14 protein-coding genes and 2 tRNA genes are annotated in these 17310 nt (G+C 51.5%); 11 read left to right on the forward strand and 5 right to left on the reverse strand.

From position 1 onward, the window contains the following. Positions 1 to 19: 19 nt before the first annotated feature. The 3 genes from ETF27_RS10075 to ETF27_RS10085 all read left to right on the forward strand — a co-directional run bounded on the left by ETF27_RS10075 (position 20) and on the right by ETF27_RS10085 (position 2826). Positions 20 to 826 (forward strand): N-acetylmuramic acid 6-phosphate etherase, encoded by an 807-nt coding sequence (locus ETF27_RS10075; protein WP_147785784.1) that lies wholly within the window; start codon positions 20 to 22, stop codon positions 824 to 826. A gap of 342 nt (positions 827 to 1168) precedes the next feature. Next, the gene (locus ETF27_RS10080; RefSeq protein ID WP_147785777.1) at positions 1169 to 2128 is read left to right on the forward strand and encodes a 2-hydroxyacid dehydrogenase; all 960 of its coding nucleotides are present in this window, start codon (positions 1169 to 1171) and stop codon (positions 2126 to 2128) included. Then, positions 2125 to 2826 (forward strand): HAD family hydrolase, encoded by a 702-nt coding sequence (locus ETF27_RS10085; RefSeq protein WP_240048179.1) that lies wholly within the window; start codon positions 2125 to 2127, stop codon positions 2824 to 2826. Before ETF27_RS10080 ends, ETF27_RS10085 begins: the two co-directional genes overlap by 4 nt. A gap of 693 nt (positions 2827 to 3519) precedes the next feature. On the opposite strand, the gene buk is transcribed toward ETF27_RS10085, so the two are convergent. Beyond that, positions 3520 to 4590, reverse strand: a complete 1071-nt coding sequence (gene buk / locus ETF27_RS10090; protein WP_147785778.1) for a butyrate kinase — start codon at positions 4588 to 4590, stop codon at positions 3520 to 3522. After that, positions 4574 to 5497, reverse strand: a complete 924-nt coding sequence (locus ETF27_RS10095) for a phosphate acyltransferase (protein ID WP_147785779.1) — start codon at positions 5495 to 5497, stop codon at positions 4574 to 4576. The genes buk and ETF27_RS10095 overlap by 17 nt, the downstream gene beginning before the upstream one ends. 39 nt (positions 5498 to 5536) lie before the next feature. On the opposite strand from ETF27_RS10095, the gene ETF27_RS10100 reads away from it, so the two are divergent. Next, positions 5537 to 5857, forward strand: a complete 321-nt coding sequence (locus ETF27_RS10100) for a hypothetical protein (RefSeq protein ID WP_147785780.1) — start codon at positions 5537 to 5539, stop codon at positions 5855 to 5857. Between the two features lie 387 nt (positions 5858 to 6244). Here the strand turns inward: ETF27_RS10100 and ETF27_RS10105 are convergent, their stop codons facing one another. Beyond that, positions 6245 to 7453, reverse strand: coding sequence for an L-serine ammonia-lyase (locus ETF27_RS10105; RefSeq protein WP_130829870.1), 1209 nt, complete (start codon positions 7451 to 7453; stop codon positions 6245 to 6247). 461 nt (positions 7454 to 7914) lie between these two features. Here ETF27_RS10105 and ETF27_RS10110 point away from each other — a divergent pair, with 461 nt between their 5' ends. From ETF27_RS10110 to ETF27_RS10120, 3 genes are all read left to right on the forward strand, one after another. Beyond that, complete coding sequence (locus ETF27_RS10110) at positions 7915 to 8403, forward strand: hypothetical protein (RefSeq protein WP_181951338.1); 489 nt, start codon at positions 7915 to 7917, stop codon at positions 8401 to 8403. Positions 8404 to 8676: 273 nt separating this feature from the next. Continuing rightward, positions 8677 to 8749: transfer RNA gene (locus ETF27_RS10115), tRNA-Thr, on the forward strand. Between the two features lie 74 nt (positions 8750 to 8823). After that, positions 8824 to 8894 (forward strand) — tRNA-Gly (locus ETF27_RS10120). 143 nt (positions 8895 to 9037) lie between these two features. On the opposite strand, the gene ETF27_RS10125 is transcribed toward ETF27_RS10120, so the two are convergent. Further along, positions 9038 to 11677 (reverse strand): endonuclease MutS2, encoded by a 2640-nt coding sequence (locus tag ETF27_RS10125; RefSeq protein WP_147785781.1) that lies wholly within the window; start codon positions 11675 to 11677, stop codon positions 9038 to 9040. A gap of 109 nt (positions 11678 to 11786) precedes the next feature. On the opposite strand from ETF27_RS10125, the gene crcB reads away from it, so the two are divergent. Continuing rightward, positions 11787 to 12326 carry a fluoride efflux transporter CrcB gene (gene crcB / locus ETF27_RS10130; protein ID WP_317131327.1) on the forward strand — a complete coding sequence of 180 codons (540 nt, stop codon included), beginning with the start codon at positions 11787 to 11789 and terminating at the stop codon, positions 12324 to 12326. Positions 12327 to 12329: 3 nt separating this feature from the next. On the opposite strand, the gene ETF27_RS10135 is transcribed toward crcB, so the two are convergent. Beyond that, positions 12330 to 13850 (reverse strand): DUF4301 family protein, encoded by a 1521-nt coding sequence (locus tag ETF27_RS10135; RefSeq protein ID WP_147785782.1) that lies wholly within the window; start codon positions 13848 to 13850, stop codon positions 12330 to 12332. 114 nt (positions 13851 to 13964) lie between these two features. Between ETF27_RS10135 and ETF27_RS10140 the strand changes: the two genes are divergently transcribed. From ETF27_RS10140 to ETF27_RS10150, 3 genes are all read left to right on the forward strand, one after another. Continuing rightward, the gene (locus ETF27_RS10140) at positions 13965 to 16175 is read left to right on the forward strand and encodes a RelA/SpoT family protein (protein ID WP_130829867.1); all 2211 of its coding nucleotides are present in this window, start codon (positions 13965 to 13967) and stop codon (positions 16173 to 16175) included. Positions 16176 to 16187: 12 nt separating this feature from the next. Further along, positions 16188 to 16880, forward strand: a complete 693-nt coding sequence (locus ETF27_RS10145; protein WP_130829956.1) for a four helix bundle suffix domain-containing protein — start codon at positions 16188 to 16190, stop codon at positions 16878 to 16880. 304 nt (positions 16881 to 17184) lie between these two features. Beyond that, the coding region (locus ETF27_RS10150) for a helix-turn-helix domain-containing protein (protein WP_147785783.1) at positions 17185 to 17310 on the forward strand (126 nt) is incomplete at its 3' end.

The raw sequence follows: 17310 nt of genomic DNA on the forward strand, positions 1-17310 counted from the left end.
GCATCCACTTCAATACAACATGAGTTACGACAAACTGACGGAACGCGAGTCGCTCTACACGAATTTGGAACACAAGACAACGCGCGAACTACTCACCGAAATCAACCACGAAGACCAAAAAGTGGCAATCGCGGTCGAAGCAATGATTCCACAGATGGAAAAAGTGGTGGAACACATTGCTCGACAAGTACCACACGGGGGCAGAGTGTTCTACATCGGAGCCGGAACAAGCGGCAGGTTAGGTGCACTCGACGCCTCCGAAATACCCCCCACCTACGGCATGCCCGAAAACATCTTCAACGCCATCATCGCCGGAGGCGACAAGGCTTTGCGCCATGCCGTGGAACACGCCGAGGACAACCCAAACATGGGGTGGCACGAACTCCTGGCAGCACACGCCAACCCCACCGACACCATCATCGGCATCACAGCTTCGGGAAGCACACCCTTCGTGGTGGGAGCACTGCACAAGGCACGCGAGAAAGGCATCTTCACCGCCTGCATCACCTCCGTGCCCCACTCCCCCGTCGTGAACGAAGCACAGGTGAGCATCGTGCTCGATGTGGGTCCGGAATACGTTACGGGCAGCACGCGCATGAAGTCGGGAACCGCCCAAAAAATGGTGCTCAACATGATTAGCACCACTGCCATGATACGACTCGGACGCGTCGATGGCAACAAGATGGTGCACCTCATGCTCTCCAACGAGAAACTCATCGATCGCGGCACACGCATCGTTGCCCGCTCCCTCCACATCGACTACGACACCGCACGCCAACTGCTGCTCGGAAAAGGCTCCGTGGCAGCCGCCTTGAAACAGAAATAACGCTTCCAAACTGCAATGACATTCAATGCCAACAGACCTCCGCAAATCCAACTCTTACAAAGAAAAGAGATTGAAACAATGAAATCTTTGCTTAACACAAAGGAAGAAAAAACGACAGAGAAATGATGTGCCCGAGCTTGTGAATGACAAGTCCGGGCATTTTTCGCTCCGTTTCATTCTCGTTCCACCGAACACTTTGAAACGAGAAGAACAAGAAAAAGCACGAAGAATGGGAGATTATCGAGAAAAAAACGTAATTTTGTATCGCCGAGATTTCAAAAATCATCGAGCGAACAATCGATTACGGACAGCAAGAAAGACCGTCCGATAAACAGAAAAAATATGGAAACAAATCAGAAAATCGTTGTGATGAATGCCGGGAAAATGAACTTCGACGGCACCATGGACTTCCAAACGCTTTCTGCCGACACCATTGTCCATGCCGACACGAAACCGGAAGAGTTTATTGAAAAAATCAAAGGCGCACGAGCCATCGTTACGAAGGAACTCCCCGTACCGGCAACACTCATCGAACAGTTCCCCGACAGCGTGGAACTCATCGTGGAAGCAGGCACGGGATATAACAACATCGACATCGAAGCCGCAAGAAAACGCCACATCACCGTATGCAACATACCCGCTTACAGCTCGGAACGCGTGGCACACACCGCCGTAATGATGCTGCTCGCCTTGTCATCGTCAATGCAAAGGCAAATCGGCATGTTGGCAAAAAACGACAGAAGCAACTTCACCGAACATCTGAAAGTACCCCACACGGAAGTGAATGGCAAGACGCTGGGCGTGGTCGGTGCGGGAAACATCGGCAGCGAAGTGGTGAAAATAGGCCTGGCATTAGGCATGAAAGTACTGATTTACAAACGTCATAAAGGAATTGATATCGAGAATGTTAAGTATGTCTCGTTAGAGCAGCTGTTAAAACAATCCGACTACTTGTCGCTGCATTGTCCGCTGACCCCCGAAACACACCACATCATCGACAAGAACGCCATTGCCCTGATGAAACCAACCGCTTTTCTCATCAACACCGCACGCGGCGCACTCATCGACGAACCGGCACTCATCGAGGCACTGAGCACCGGAAAGATAGCCGGAGCCGGACTGGACGTGCAAGAACAAGAACCGCCCGCTGCCGACAATCCGCTCTACAAGCTCGATAACGTCATCCTCACGCCACATATCGGGTGGAAAGGGTATGAGACACGACAAAGGTTGCTCGGCATCATCCGGGACAACATACAAGGCTTCTTCAACGGAAAGCCCATCAACGTGGTATCGGCATGAAGCAACCGCTCACGACAAGAACAACAAATGCCATGCAACCAACAAACAACACGACGGGAATAAAACTCATTATCTTTGATTTCGATGGCACATTAGGCGACTCGCGCAAGCTCATCACCGACACGATGCTCCTCACCCTCAGGCAAATGGGACTGGAGGAACGAACAAGGGAGGAGTGTGCGCGCACCATCGGACTGCCGCTGGAGAAGTGTTTCTCCACCCTCATGCCCATGAGCAACGAACAGGCGCGGCAATGCGCTGAGGTGTATGGAGAGATTTTCCATGAGAAGAACGTCCCCGGAGCAGTGAAACCCTTCCCGGGGGTGGTGGAAACGGTGAGGTCGCTCCAACGAAAAGGAATGGAAATGGCTATTGCCAGCAGCAGGCGACACCGCTCTCTGCAACAGTTTGTTATGGACATGAAGTTGGAGGATTGCTTTAGCTGCCTCATAGGTGCCGACGACGTAACCCGGGCGAAACCCGATGCGGAGCCGGTAACCACCCTTCTTGCGCATTTCGGAAGGTCTGCCAACGAAACATTGGTGGTGGGCGATACGGATTATGACATTCTCATGGGGCGCAACGCCGGTGTGCGAACCTGTGGGGTAACTTATGGCAACGGAACCGCGACAGAACTGACCGAAGCCGGGGCAGACTTCCTCATTCATTCCATGAGCGAATTGCTGCTTCATGTTTAGTGTCAGCCGATTATAAGATACCAGTTGTATAACCGATTCTACCGAAAAAGCCATCCGAAGGAGACGGATTGTTCCCCTTTTGCTCATGTCCGGGACATGAAAAAGGCGACTTCGCCAAATCTTTTTGCACCTGACGAGGTCGCCTTCATCAAAAAACTCATCCGCAAGTCATCCGGCTGCAGAAGCATTTTCACTTCCATTCATTTCCCGGTGCTTGTCGGCTTTTCCTTAATTCCTCCATTCAATCAACGAAGCAAGCATGGACACGGCTCGCAAGCCGTTGGTTTGTGGCGGGTACTTGGGGAGTTCCCCCTTCCCGTGAGAGAACAATTAGTTGTACCAAATCTCTCCGCCTAAAACATCCTTTCTCGGATCATTCTCGTTAAAATCGTTGTTTTGAGGAGCATAATCCTGATAAATCTGCAAGGTTTCTAAGTTTTTCATTTTGAGCTCCTTTCTTTATAAATTGTGTTCCACTTGCCACCAAATCCTCTTAGTGGCTGACACAAATATAGTCAAAATACTTTGAGCCTGCAAATATTGTTCGGAGAAAATGCTTTCAATTAATATTTTTTATGCAAACGATTGCAGTCTTGCAGCATTTATTCACACATTTAACATTGCCACATGGTTTTCAGCCGGTTATGAGTTGTCCCTCGCGTTCCATCCATTCATGAATGTCGTGTCGTTGCGTCAATAATCTTTCACCTCACGCTCACCCTTGAGGGCGGCAAGAGCGTTCTCGGTGAGGGCGAGCATTTCGTCCTGACCGGGATAGACCACCACGGGGGCGAGAAATTCTATGCGTTTACGGAGCCGGCTCACAACATAATCGCTGTAACAAAGTCCGCCCGTGAGCAACACGGCATCCACCTTTCCGTTGAGCACTGCTGCTTCGGCTGCAATGGCTTTTGCCACATGCCACAACATTGCCGACACCACCAATTCTGCATGTTTGTCTCCGGTGGCGATTCGTTCGGTGATGGCGCGCATGTCGTTGGTTCCCAAATGCGCCAACAGTCCGCCACGCGCACTGACTAGTCGAAGCAATTCCTCTTCGGTCATGCCGCTTGTGAAGCAGAGATGGATGATTTCCGACATGGGCAGCGTGCCGGTGCGTTCGGGCGAGAAAGGTCCTGCGCCGTCGAGAGCATTGTTGGCATCCACCGCCCTCCCCTTTTCGTGTGCGGCTATGGAGATGCCCCCTCCCAAATGACAGATGATGAGGTTCAGTTTGTCGTAGGTGGTTCCCCTGTCCTTGGCATATCTCCTCGCGATGGCTTTTTGGTTGAGTGCGTGCCATATACATATACGTTTCACATTAGGAAGTCCGGTAATGTGGGCTTCGGGAACCATCTCGTCAACGACGCCGGGATCTGCCACGAAACTGGGACAGCCGGGAATCAGCTCTGCGATTTCGTAGGCCAGCATGCAGCCGAGGTCGCAGGCGTGCTGATGAAAGGCTTTCTTTTGGTCGGTTATCATCTGCGGATTTACGCGGAACACGCCACTGGGGACGGCCTTCGACAATCCGCCGCGCCCCACTGTGGCATCGAAATCGAGCGGAATGTCGCGTCGTTTCAGTTCGTCGAGCACGTGTTGTTTGCGAAACTCATATTGGTCGGATATCTTCTCGAACCTGCTCAGTTCTTCCCGGCTATGTTTGATGTCTTCCACGAAGAGCAATTCCTCGTTGCGCGACACAGAAATCTTCGTCGATGTGGAGCCGGGATTGATGGCTAATATCTTATAAGTCTTGTTCATTGTCGGTAGTTATCAATGTTGCGAGTGCCAAACTATAAAACTTCGATTGCACGCTGTCGCCCCGGCTGGGGAGCACCACGGGAACTTTCGTTCCTTGCAGCACGGCTGCCGTTTCGGTTTGAGCAAAGAGCGTAATGGTCTTGTAGAACACGTTGCCTGCCTCGATGTCGGGGAAGACCAACGCGTCGGCGTCGCCTTCGATGGGGGATGCTATCTTTTTGGCTTGCAACGCTTCCGGAGAGCAGGATGTCTTCAGGTCGAGTGGTCCGTCCACGATACACGTTCCGAACTTTCCCTCGCGCGCCATGCGTTTGATTTCTTCATATCCGACCGTAAAGGGGAAGTGGCGTTCATCGGGTTTCTCGGTGCAATGGATGAGCGACACCTTCGGGCACGCCACATGAAACTTGTGGCAAATGTTCACGATGTATTCCACTTGTGCCACGCGTTGTTCCTGTGTGGGATAGGGAATGACCGCCGGGTCGGTGAAGAAGAGCAATTTGTGGTAATTGGAAATCATTGCCGCGGAGACGTGGGTGAGAACTTTTCCCTTGGGCAAGATGCCTTTCTCCTTGTTGAGCACGGCACGGAGCAGCACGTCGGTATTCACAAATCCTTTCATGAGCACTTGTGCCTCGCCCTCTTGAACGAGCCTGACGCTCTGTTCCGAAGCGTCTTCCGGACTGTCTGCCGTGAGGGTGCTGAAGCGTCCCTTGTACCGGTCTGTCGTTGCTTCCGAACCTATCATGATGGGATTGAGGAAGCCCGCGTTGGCGGCTTTTTCCACGGCGTCGCGTGTATGGTCGTCTTCGGGCCATGCCACGGCTGCAGTTCTTTTTATCTTGTGTTCGCCAAGATAATCCGCCAACCGGCTGAAATCTTCGATGGGGCTTGCTGGTTTCATCATTGCTATTCAAGTTTGAGGTTGTACGATTATAATCATTTCTTGAAAAGCAAAGTTACAAAAAAGATTTTTTTTTCAAAAGAAAATGTTGATTTTCTACATTCTTTTTTTTCATTCCCTGCTGAAAAATTCAAAGAACACCGGAAATTCATCGCCGGTTCTTCCACCATTGCGGATGGGCGTTGGGGCGGAATTGCCTCGTTACATGGCATTTCTCTTTATTTAGCCGGGGCGTTGAAAACGCGAAAAATCTTTCCCGGAGATATGGGAAAAGTTCAACAATGTCCTAAATTTTCTTCATTCCTCCATCCAAAGTTTAGCTTTTGCACGCCGATTCATGACCTTTTGCACTGCAAAAGCTAAGCTTTCGGCGTGCAAAAGCTTACCTTTCAATTGTAATTAATATCACCCTGATTATCAACAGGTTACGAAGCATGTGTCGGATACGTTTTTTGTAATGTAATTTCGTAGTGATGGTCGGGGCGGATATTCGCCATCAAGCGTCTGTTTACCATCATCTGAATATGAATCGGGGTGAGAGGGTTGGCACCATCCGGCATTGGAACAGAATACGTCCCGGGCGCATGATTTGATGCAACCTTGCGTGGGGTTTCCACAAAATCATTCAGGACATCACCGGAAAAAAAATAAAGGATTTCTCTTTGCCGTGCGACATTGGGAAATCCTGATTTGAGATAAGCCGTTGCCCGCCGTGGATATGCGGACGGGGAACGGAGGGTTTGGGGAAGGTCAGAACTCGTAGTGTTTTGCCAGTCCGCCTTCGCTGGTCTCCTTGTAGAGCGATGGCAGGTCGTGTCCGGTCTGCTTCATCACTTCCACCACATGGTCGAACAGAACGCGGTGTCTTCCATCGCTGAAGTTGGCATAGAGCTGGGCATCGAGGGCGCGACAAGCGGCAAAGGCGTTGCGTTCGATGCAAGGTATCTGCACCAGTCCGCACACCGGGTCGCAAGTCATTCCAAGGTGATGTTCCAACCCCATCTCGGCTGCATACTCTATCTGTGCGGGGCTGCCTCCGAAGAGTTGGCAGGAGGCTGCCGATGCCATGGCGCAAGCTACGCCTACCTCGCCCTGACAGCCTACTTCCGCGCCGGAGATGGAGGCGTTGCGCTTGACGATGTTGCCGAAGATGCCTGCCGTGGCAAGTGCGCGCAGCATTTTCCGTTCGGAGAAAGAGTGCACGTTATAGATATGGTAGAGCACTGCGGGCACTACTCCACACGAGCCACAGGTGGGTGCGGTTACGATGGTGCCGCCCGATGCGTTCTCCTCGCTCACTGCCAAGGCATAGGCATACACCAGTCCGCGACTTTGCAGCGATGCTTTGTATCCGCGTGCCTTCACGTAATAGTTGGAGGCTTTTCGGCGCAGTTTCAGCGGTCCGGGCAGTGCGCCTTCGGTATCGAGTCCGTGCTCTATGGCGTGTTGCATGGTTTGCCACACTTCGTGCAGGTAGTCCCATATCTCCGGGCCTTCGCTCAGCTCCACATATTCCCAGAAGCCGCGCCCCGTTTCCTCGCACCAGTCCTTTATTTCTTGCAAGGTCTTGAACTTGTAGATGGGTTTGGTGTAGAAATAGTCGTCTTCGCCCAACCCTTCCGAGAGCGCGCCGCCGCCAACGCTGTACACCGTCCATTCGTCGGTGATGGATCCTGTCTCATCGAACGACTTGAAGAGCATGCCGTTGGTATGATAAGGCAGCACTTCGTTGGCTTTCCACACGATGCTCACCGGAGCTATCTTGCTCAGCACTTCGGTGATGGCAACATCGGTGAGGTGCCCTTTGCCGGTGGCTGCCAAACTGCCGTAGAGCGTTACTTCAAATGCCTTGGCCTTAGGATGTCGCTCCGCGAAAACGAGGGATGCCTTCTGCGGCCCCATGGTGTGGCTGCTGGAAGGTCCTTTTCCTATTCTGTAAATTTCTTTTATTGACTCCATATCTGTATTGCTTATGTCCCGGGAGCCTGTCAGCCTTCTGCCGTTTTCCGTTTCGTTCCTTTCGAAAGCCCGCGGTCATTGGCGAAAATCTGTTTCTGCCGAAGACGTTGCAAATGTACTCAATAATTTAGAGATACACCATAATAATTTGTGAAAAATACTAAGTTTTTCCGGTGCAATCTTTAATAGTTCGCAAAACCGCCGACCATGCTTCGCCCGGTATGGCATAACGGACGGCGAAAGAAAAGAAGGAAAAGGAGAAAGAGGGGATGAAAAGATAACAAAGATTAACACAGCTTTGGCTTGACATTGCACTCATTGTGCACAATTGATGAGTATATTTGCAGACACGATTTGTTGATGTGCCATTCAACGCTTCGGAACTAACACGGACGAACCGACACGGAACCCGGCACGATGTCGCGCAGTCGAGAACCTTTATAATAGTCAATTAATTAAGAATGAAAGCAGAAAACACAAACGAGATGAACGGCAGGAAATGGTCGAAGGAGGAGGTAGGCAGGATTAAGAACATCATCGTGGAGAGCTTCAGGGGTCTGATGGAGTTGGGACCTGAGAGCCGACTGCGCTGGACGGGTACGCAATGCGACTTGGTGGAACTGGCGCATTTGGTTTGGGAAACAGGCAAACTGCGCGATGAACGGGGGATGCCGATGGGATTTCGCGACATCGTGGAGCGAATCTGTGGCACGTTGCATTGCAAGCCGCCGAAGAATCCTTCCACGGTCATCGTCAGAATACGCGAGCGGAAGAACATCAGGGTGTGCTCGGTCGTCGAGCGGTATCTCTACCTGCTTTTCTTTCAGTCCATCCGTTCACCGATGTTGCTCGATATCCGAAGTGGCGAACAAGTAGGGACGCCTGCCGTACTTATGGAAAGGATGACGAAGAGAAACGCAAGACAAAAAGCCTCACTGCCCCACCATTAATAATAAGGTGAGAATAATGGTATCAATAAGATGGGAATGATGGTATCAATAAGGTGGGGATGATGGTATCAATAAGGTGGGAATGATGGGAATTTCCAACCTCCTCCCTCGCCATTGACACCTATCCGGCAATGGGCAAATCAGCGGTTGCCACTTCATTGATGTTTCTTTGGCGAGAAGTGTGGTTTTGAAGAATGAAAGGAGAAAAAATGAAAATATCAAGATGAATATTTGGGTAATTCCAATTTTGTGTGTATCTTTGCATCCGCTTTCGCCGATATGGCTCAGTTGGTAGAGCAACGCATTCGTAATGCGTAGGTCCCCGGTTCGAGTCCGGGTATCGGCTCATGGTAGCGAAGTGTTCGTTTTCCTCAATTCATTTTTTTACGCATATTGAGAGAAAGCACGACTGCCGTTCACGCGGAATTAGCACATCGGTAGTGCACGGGCTTCCCAAGCCTGAGAGGCGGGTTCGATTCCCGTATTCCGCTCTTTTGCGAGCGGTTCGTTTTTCTTATCAGCGAAGTTTTTATATCCCTCATCCTTGATTTGTAAATCTGACGCCACTCTCCCCATGTCGGGACGTGTGGGGCAAGGTCTTGATTTATGGACTTTGCCCCGAGCGGAGCTTTCCTCACAGTTCCACCACCGTGATGCCGGCTCCGCCAAACTGTACGTGTTCATCGCGAAAATCGCGCACATTGGGAACGGTTCGCAGGTATTCCCGGATGAGATTGCGCAAGATGCCGTTGCCCTTTCCATGCAGGATGCGCACTTGCGAAACGCCCACGAGGATGGCATCGTCGATGAAGTATTGCACTTGTCTGACGGCTTCTTCGCCCCGCACGCCCCGCAGGTCGAGCTCTTGCTTAAACTGATTGCGATGACTGTCTATCGTCTCGCGCGTCTGTCGGCTGTAGGAGTAAGCCCGGATGTCCGGTGCAGCATCGCTTTTGCTTGCGGGCTCCGCGTGTTCTATCCTTGCGAGAGGCATTTTTGTTCGCATGGAGCCAAAGATGATGGTGGCTTGTTTTCCTTCCATGCTCTCTATTTTTCCCACGGTGGTCAGACCTTTTACGCGAACGCTGTCGCCGTCCCGGAAGGCTTTGTCATCGTTAAGTTTCTGAATGGCTGCACGCAGCGATTTGGCAGTTGCCTGCTTGCGTTCGTTCTTGTCTTTCTGATGTTGCTCATGTCTCAGTTTTCTGTTTTTCATGGCTTCCATCTTCTTTTCAAACTCCTCATCGGTGAGCAGTCCTCCCTCTCGCATGCTCTGTTTTTTGTTCGGTGTTTGCCGGTCGCTCTTTGGTACATTCTGCCCGGTTTCTCCCGATAGGATGTCGTTTTCGTAGGCGGAAAGTTGTTGTCGCAGTTGTTTGGTAGCTTCTTTCTCCGCCTGTTGTTCCTTGATTTCCCGAATTACATTTTCTATTTTTCGATTGCTCTCCTTGAAGAGTTCCTCCGCCCGTTCCTTTGCCCTGTTGAGGATTTGTTTTCTGCTGTCGTCAATTTCCTCCAATTCCCGTTGATAGCGTGCAATGGTTTTTTCCAATTCCTTTTCCTTTCCGTGAATGGTTTGGCGTTTGCTTTCCCAATAGCGTTTGTCGCGCACAATATCCTGCAGATACTTGTCGCTTCGGATGTATTCGGAACCTGCGATTTGCGCCGCATCGCTTATCACCTCTTCGGGCAAGCCGGTCTTTCGGGCAATCTCTATTGCGAAAGAGCTGCCGGGTCGTCCGATGGCGAGTTGGAAGAGGGGTTGCATTTTGTGTCGGTCGTAGAGCATTGCGCCGTTTGCCACTCCGGGGTGTTCGTCGGCAAAGTGTTTCAGGTTGCGATAGTGTGTGGTGATGACCGCCCATGCTTTTTGTTGCCAAAACCTTTTGAGCACTGCTTCGGCTATTGCCGCTCCCATCTGTGGTTCTGTTCCCGTTCCGAACTCATCGATGAGGATAAGGGTTCGCCGGTCGGCGTGGCGCATCATGTTCTTCATGTTCAACAGGTGCGAGGAATAGGTACTGAGGTCGTTCTCTATGCTTTGTTCATCGCCGATGTCTATCATAATCTTGTCGAATGTTCCCACCGTTGAGCGTTCGCCTATGGGTATGGCGAGTCCGCATTGCAACATGTATTGCAGCAGTCCCACCGTTTTCAGGCAGACCGATTTTCCGCCGGCGTTGGGTCCGGAGATGATGAGGATGCGCCGGTCGCCGGTGAGTTGTATGTTGAGGGGCACCATTGTTGTGGGTTTCTCCTCCTTGCCGGTGTCGTCGGTGTGCGGTGCAGTTTTCTTTGCCAACGAGCGTTGGAGTAGCGGATGCACGGCGTTTATCCAGTCGATGTGAGGTTGTGGCAGCACTTCGGGTTCAAAAGCCTTGAAGGACAGGGCGAGTTCCGCTTTGGCGCGGATGAAGTCTATCCGGGCAAGGAATTGATAAGAATGGAGCAGTTCGTCGGCATGTGGTCGCACCATGGCGGCAAACTCCACGAGGATGCGCACCATCTCGCGTCGTTCGGCGTTTTCCAGTTCGCGCACCTTGTTGTTGGCTTCCACCACTTCGGTGGGTTCCACATACACCGTTTTGCCCGTTGCGCTCTCATCGTGCACGATGCCGGGGATTTTTCGTTTCAGTCCGGGAACGACCGGTATGACGAGTCTTCCGTCGCGCAGTGTGGGTGCGACGTCTTTTTCCACCACTCCTTCGCTTTGAGCCGATAGGAGGATGCTGTGGAGTGTGCGCGAGATGCTGCCCTTTGCCCTTTTCAGTTCGTGGCGGATGCGCAGTAGTTCGGGTGAGGCGGTGTCGCGCATATTGCCGAACTTATCTATGATTTTGTCTGTCTGCCTCACGATTTGCGGAAAAGTGGCAACCCCTTCCGTGAGTGCGAAGAGGGCGGGAAAGTCTCTTTTCATCTCGCCATTGTCTTGTTGTTCGCCGGCGGCGAGAAAGTTTACGACGAGGATGATGGTTTCGAGCGAACGCTTCAGGTCGAACAACTCCTCCACCTCCATGTGCGTACCTTGCAGTCGGACGCGCATCAGGCTTTCTCTGAGGTCGAACACGTTGGCGAGTGGAAATTCGTCGTTTCCCTCCTCTATGCGTCTGAACTCTCGCAGCTCGTCCATGCGGCGGTTGATGTTATCGGTGTCGGCAGAAAATTCCATTTTGTCCACCTCTTCTTTTCCGAGTGTTGAGAGACAGTGTTGCCGGAGCAGTTGGCGTATTTCGTCAAAACCGGTTTTTTTCTCAAAATTTCGTGGGTATGTCATGAATTGCCGTTGAATGTTTGATGTGTTTCGGGACGGGCCGTCCCCGTTGTTGTCGGTGGCGCAAAGTTACGATAATTCTTTCAATAATGATAACGGCGGATAAATAAATTTGCCTTTCCGGAGCGCAGAACGTGCGTTAATTCTTTGGTGGTTGGATGATTTTTTCGTAAATTTGTCGCCTGATGAACGCATTGATTTTAAGAACCCCCGGCAGTCGGCTCGCGCTCCCTTGCGAAGAGGCGCGAAGTGGCGCAACAAGGAGGACGAGCCGATGTTGAAAGAGTTTCTGCTTGTGGGCGCGGGCAGCTTCATGGGTGGCGGCTTGCGCTACCTTGTTTCCAAGCTGATGCGACTGTGGATAACGTCGGACTTTCCGTTGGGCACGTTCACGGTGAACGTCTTGGGCTGTCTGATTATTGGTTTCCTCACCGGTTTGTCCGCGGGAGGTCGGCTCTCGCCGAGCGTTAAAATTCTTCTTACCACCGGTTTCTGCGGTGGCTTCACCACGTTTTCCACCTTCATCAACGAGACTTCGCTGCTTGCCAATGACGATCGCAGGTTCATGGCTGTTTTCACGGTTCTTGCCTCTCTGTTGTTTGGTGTCCTTGCGGTTTTTGCCGGTCAGCAGTTGGCGAAATATTGCCGATGACCGCTATGCGCGATGTTGTTCGCGCAGCAGGTCGTTGACGTTCTTCACGGGATTGAACGTGATGGCAGGCACTTCCACGAAGATGGTGTTCCAATCGCTCATTGCTCCGTTCCAAAGTCCGGGCAGTTCCAAGGCTTTCAGTTCTCTGCCGTTCTTCGACTTGCTGCTGATGAAGCCTGTCGAGGGGTCGATGAATCGGGTCAGGGGGAAAGGTTTTCCTTCCTCGTCTCTGATGCCGCAAACGAGATCAACGGGATTGAAATGCGTTCCTTCGCGGAACATCCTGCAATAGTTTTCATTCTGTTTGTCGATTTGTGAGCTTTCCAAAATCTGCAAACTCACTGTTCCGTCGGCGTTGTAGGCATAGAACGGACCGCCGCCCGGCTCGCCGCTGTTCCTGACCATTCCACAGACGCGCATGGGGCGATTGAACTTGCGCAGCAGATAGTCGGTCAGTTGGGTTTCGCTCATCTTTGCCGCCGCGTCGTTGTGGCAGCACAGGTCGTTCTCCAAGAACCTGAGCATGGTGGCAAGGTCGGAAGCGTTGCGATTGCCTGCCTTGAGTTGTCTGACAAAGTTGAAAACTTTTTCTTGCAAATCCACCAACACGCCGGCGATAATCTTCTTCCATCGTGTTGTTTCGGCTTTCAGGCCATCGGGAACGATGTTGTCGATGTTCTTGATGAACACCACGTCGCCCTCTGTCTCGTCGAGATTGCGGATGAGTGCGCCGTGTCCTCCGGGTCGGAAGAGCAACGTGCCGTCTTCGTTTCTGAAGGGGGTGTTGTCGGGGTTGGCGGCAGGGGTGTCGGTGCTTTCCTTCTGTTCGGAGAAGGTGATGTCGTATTTCACGCCGAAACGTGCTTCGTAGTCAGGCAGCACTTCGTTCACCTTTGCGCGGAAGAGTTCGCGATGCTCGTTCGAGACGGTGAAATGCACCTTTGCCACTCCGCCGGTCGCGGCATATTGGGCAGCTTCCACCAGATGTTCCTCCATGGGGGTTCGCACGCCGTCGGCATAGCGGTGGAAGCTGAGCAGTCCTTTTGGCAGCTGCCCATAGTTGAGTCCTTCGGGAAGCAGCAGGTTGCGCACCACTGCCTTGTGGCGTCCGGCGGCAGTCAGTTCTGCGATTGTCATCCCCTCGTTGCGCCGGCACGTTGCGTTCAACTCATCGAAGAAGGCGAAGTGCCCGATGTCGGCAAAGAACCGTTTTTCAAAGTCGGTGGCGGGAGCATCGCAATCGGCATCGAGATAGGCAAAGAGGCTTTTGAACATTCGGCTTGCCGCTCCCGATGCGGGAACGAACTTCACCACCTCTGCCCCTCCGGCAAGATAGTTTTCCCAGCGTTGTTCAAACCGTTGGTTGTCAGCCTCCGACGTTTGCACGATTCCGTTGCCCGGCGTTGCCGCTCCGCGCAGTCGCAGGAAGGGAAATCCTTGTTTGAAACAATCCATCTGACGCTCAAAGTCGGCACTGCTGATGCCTTTCCGGTTCAATAGTTTTTCATCTTCTTTTGTTAGCATAGACCTGAAGTTTTTAGTAAGTAGGTATTTAGGGCAAAATTACTTACTTTTTCTTAAATTGCATAACGTTTCATCATTTTTTTGTACCTTTGTCATAAGAAATTATCAAGAGGCATGTACGCGAAGAATATTTTTACAAAGGAGGAAAAAGAAAGTTTCGGAAAGTTGTTCGAGGAACTTAAATCCGCATTGGGTGAACTGCTGCCGGCGGAGGACCAACGGAAGATTGCCGCTCACATCCGCATGACGGAGCAACAGAACGCCGTGGAGCGCAACGTCTTCGGACTGAACACGTTGTTGTGCTCGCTGCAAACGGCGTTGATAGCCGTAAACGACATCGGGCTGAAGCGCGACTCGGTGCTCGCCGTACTCGTTTACAACAGTTACGTGTCGGGCATCTTCTCCCTCGACGACATTGCCCGCGAGTTCGGCAAAGGCGTGGCAACCATCATCGGCGGACTTGCCCGCGTCCGGGAGCTGTACAAGAAAAATCCCGCCATCGAGAGCGAGAATTTCCGCAACCTGCTGCTGTCGTTCGCCGAGGACATGCGCGTCATCCTCATCATGATTGCCGACCGCCTGAATCTCATGCGTCAAATCCGCGACACGCCCAACGAGGACGCCAGACGGGAAGTGGCAGAAGAGGCCATCTATCTCTACGCACCTTTGGCACACAAGTTGGGACTCTACAGGCTCAAGAGCGAATTGGAAGACCTGTCGCTGAAATATCTCGAACATGATGCCTACTACCACATCAAGGAGAAACTGAACCAGACCAAGGCGGCACGCGACGCGTACATCAGGGAGTTCATCACACCGGTGAGCCGCGAACTGCAAAATGCCGGGCTGCGCTTCCATATCAAGGGCAGAACGAAGTCGATACATTCCATTTGGCAGAAGATGAAAAAACAGAAATGTGCCTTCGAGGGCATCTACGACCTCTTCGCCATCCGCATCATTCTCGATGCACCACCCGAAAGGGAGAAAATGCAGTGCTGGCAAGCCTACTCCATCGTTACCGACATGTATCAGCCCAACCCCAAACGACTGCGCGACTGGCTGTCGGTACCGAAATCGAACGGCTACGAATGTCTGCACATCACCGTGCTCGGACCGGGAAAGAAATGGGTGGAAGTGCAGATACGCTCCGAAAGAATGGACGAGGTGGCTGAACACGGACTCGCCGCCCACTGGCGATATAAAGGCGTGAAAGCGGAAGGCGGCATGGACGATTGGCTCGCTTCCATACGCTCGGCACTCGAAGCAGGCAGCAACCTCGAAGTGATGGACCAGTTCAAGCTCGACCTCTACGACAAGGAAATCTACGTCTTCACACCAAAAGGCGACTTGCTGAAGTTTCCGACGGGCTCCACCGTGCTCGACTTTGCTTACCACATCCACACCAAGGTGGGCAACGGATGCGTGGGGGGAAAAGTGAATGGGAAAAACGTCGCCATAAAAAGCGAACTGCACAGTGGCGACACCGTGGAGATAACCACCTCTGCCAACCAAACGCCCAAAAGAGAATGGCTCAACGTGGTGAAATCGGCACGGGCAAAGGCAAAAATACGACAGGCTCTCAAGGAATTGCAGGTGAAACAGGGAGCTTTCGCAAAGGAAATGCTCGAACGAAAGTTCAAAAACAAAAAAATAGAAATAGAGGAACACACCCTGTCGGTGGTCATCAGACAACTCGGATTTAAGGAAACATCAGACTTCTACAGGCAGATAGCAGAAGAGAAAATCGACCTTAACGACGTAGTGGACGAATATCAAAAAAACTACAACCGACTGCACAACCTCGAGGAACGAAAAGAAGCAGAGAGCGCAGAGAATTTCGAGCTGGAAAACGACACGGAGGAACTCATCAAAGACAATGAAGACGTGCTCGTCATCGACCGCAACCTCAAAGGCGTGGAATTCTCTCTCGCCAAATGCTGCCATCCCATCTACGGCGACCCGGTCTTCGGATTCGTAACCATCAGCGGCGGTATCAAAATCCATCGCAAGGACTGCCCCAACGCACCGGAACTCATCCGGCGGTTCGGCTATCGCGTGGTGAAAGCGCGCTGGAGCGGAAAAGGCACATCGAACTACAGCATCACCCTGCGCGTCATCGGAAACGACGACATCGGCATCGTGAGCAACATCACCAACCTGCTCTCCAAGGAAGAGAAAGTGGTGGTGCGCTCCATTAACATCGATTCACACGACGGACTCTTCTCCGGCAATCTCGTCATACTCATAGAAGACACCTCGAAACTGAAAACCATCATCAAGAAACTCACAAACATCCGCGGCGTGAAGCAGGTGGCAAGACTATGACCATCGCGCATGATGCAACGAGAACCTATGGCACAGCACAACGAAAAAATATTGAAAGACGGCATACCGCCAGAAGGATTGTTTTGCTATCAAAAAGCAAATGCGGCGTTTGAACTGACCTTCAGGTTCTGCAAACGATTTCTGCCCCTATACGGCGACCGCACCGTTGACCAAATGAACCAAGCAGCACGGTCGGGCAAGCAGAACATCGTGGAAGGCATGGCAGACGGCATGACCTCGACAAAGACACAACTGAAACTGCTGAATGTGGCACGAGCATCGTTGAAAGAACTGTGCGAAGACTATACCGACTATCTGCACACGCGCCAGCTAACGTTGTGGGACAAGCATCATCCGCGGTATGACAAAATGCTGCGCTATTGTCGCGCGCACAACAAGGCAGAGGATTACATGGGCTTTGCTGACAAATGGACGGCAGAGGAATTTTGCAACACGCTGGTTACGCTGTGCCACTTTACGGACAAGATGTTGTGCAACCTTCTTGATGTGCTGCAAAGGCAGTTTATAGAGCAAGGTGGCATTACCGAGCGGATGTATGCTGCCCGCACGGGCTACCGCAAGCAGCAAGATGAGCTAATGAAGAAACTACAAACTGAAAACACACAGCTAAAGGCTGAAAACCAACAGCTAAAGGCTGAAAACGAAAGGCTGAAAGCAATGGTGAAAAACAACAAGCAACTATAGTCTCCCGGAAAAACCAGAAATCTAGAAAACTAGAAAACTAGAAAATCTAGAAAACTAGAGAGTCTAGAAAATCTAGAAACCCCAGAAAAAAATCTCAACCGAGCCAACAGCACAACAGTGCTAATTCCAAATAGAAGTGCAAAATCTCTGTGGGTGCAATAACTATGAAAAACACCGCGGAGGTTTGCCTTGCGGCTGGGGGCGCGAAGCCCCCAAAGAGCATTGACGGATAACTTAAGCAATACAAAAAAAAAGGAGAAAGACTTTCGTCCCTCTCCCTGAGATTAACTAATTTTGTATTGCAATGTATAAACAATTAACCTCGGAGCAAAGATACACAATAAGTGTGTTACTCCAAAAGAAATTATCAATTAGTTTTATAGCCGAGAAAATTGGCGTGTCTGTAAGTACCGTCTCTCTCGAAATTAAT

Origin of the sequence: Prevotella brunnea (genome assembly GCF_008016795.1) — a bacterium.
GTDB lineage: Bacteria > Bacteroidota > Bacteroidia > Bacteroidales > Bacteroidaceae > Prevotella > Prevotella brunnea.

Excerpts from the sequence above, each read along its gene's own strand:
- ETF27_RS10105 (WP_130829870.1), bottom strand. The coding sequence starts at position 7,453 with ATGGAGTCAATAAAAGAAATTTACAGAATAGGAAAAGGACCTTCCAGC.
- ETF27_RS10125 (WP_147785781.1), bottom strand. The coding sequence starts at position 11,677 with ATGACATACCCACGAAATTTTGAGAAAAAAACCGGTTTTGACGAAATA.
- ETF27_RS10110 (WP_181951338.1), top strand. The coding sequence starts at position 7,915 with ATGAAAGCAGAAAACACAAACGAGATGAACGGCAGGAAATGGTCGAAG.
- ETF27_RS10140 (WP_130829867.1), top strand. The coding sequence starts at position 13,965 with ATGTACGCGAAGAATATTTTTACAAAGGAGGAAAAAGAAAGTTTCGGA.
- ETF27_RS10075 (WP_147785784.1), top strand. The coding sequence starts at position 20 with ATGAGTTACGACAAACTGACGGAACGCGAGTCGCTCTACACGAATTTG.
- ETF27_RS10145 (WP_130829956.1), top strand. The coding sequence starts at position 16,188 with ATGCAACGAGAACCTATGGCACAGCACAACGAAAAAATATTGAAAGAC.
- ETF27_RS10080 (WP_147785777.1), top strand. The coding sequence starts at position 1,169 with ATGGAAACAAATCAGAAAATCGTTGTGATGAATGCCGGGAAAATGAAC.
- ETF27_RS10085 (WP_240048179.1), top strand. The coding sequence starts at position 2,125 with ATGAAGCAACCGCTCACGACAAGAACAACAAATGCCATGCAACCAACA.
- ETF27_RS10135 (WP_147785782.1), bottom strand. The coding sequence starts at position 13,850 with ATGCTAACAAAAGAAGATGAAAAACTATTGAACCGGAAAGGCATCAGC.
- ETF27_RS10095 (WP_147785779.1), bottom strand. The coding sequence starts at position 5,497 with ATGATGAAACCAGCAAGCCCCATCGAAGATTTCAGCCGGTTGGCGGAT.
- buk (WP_147785778.1), bottom strand. The coding sequence starts at position 4,590 with ATGAACAAGACTTATAAGATATTAGCCATCAATCCCGGCTCCACATCG.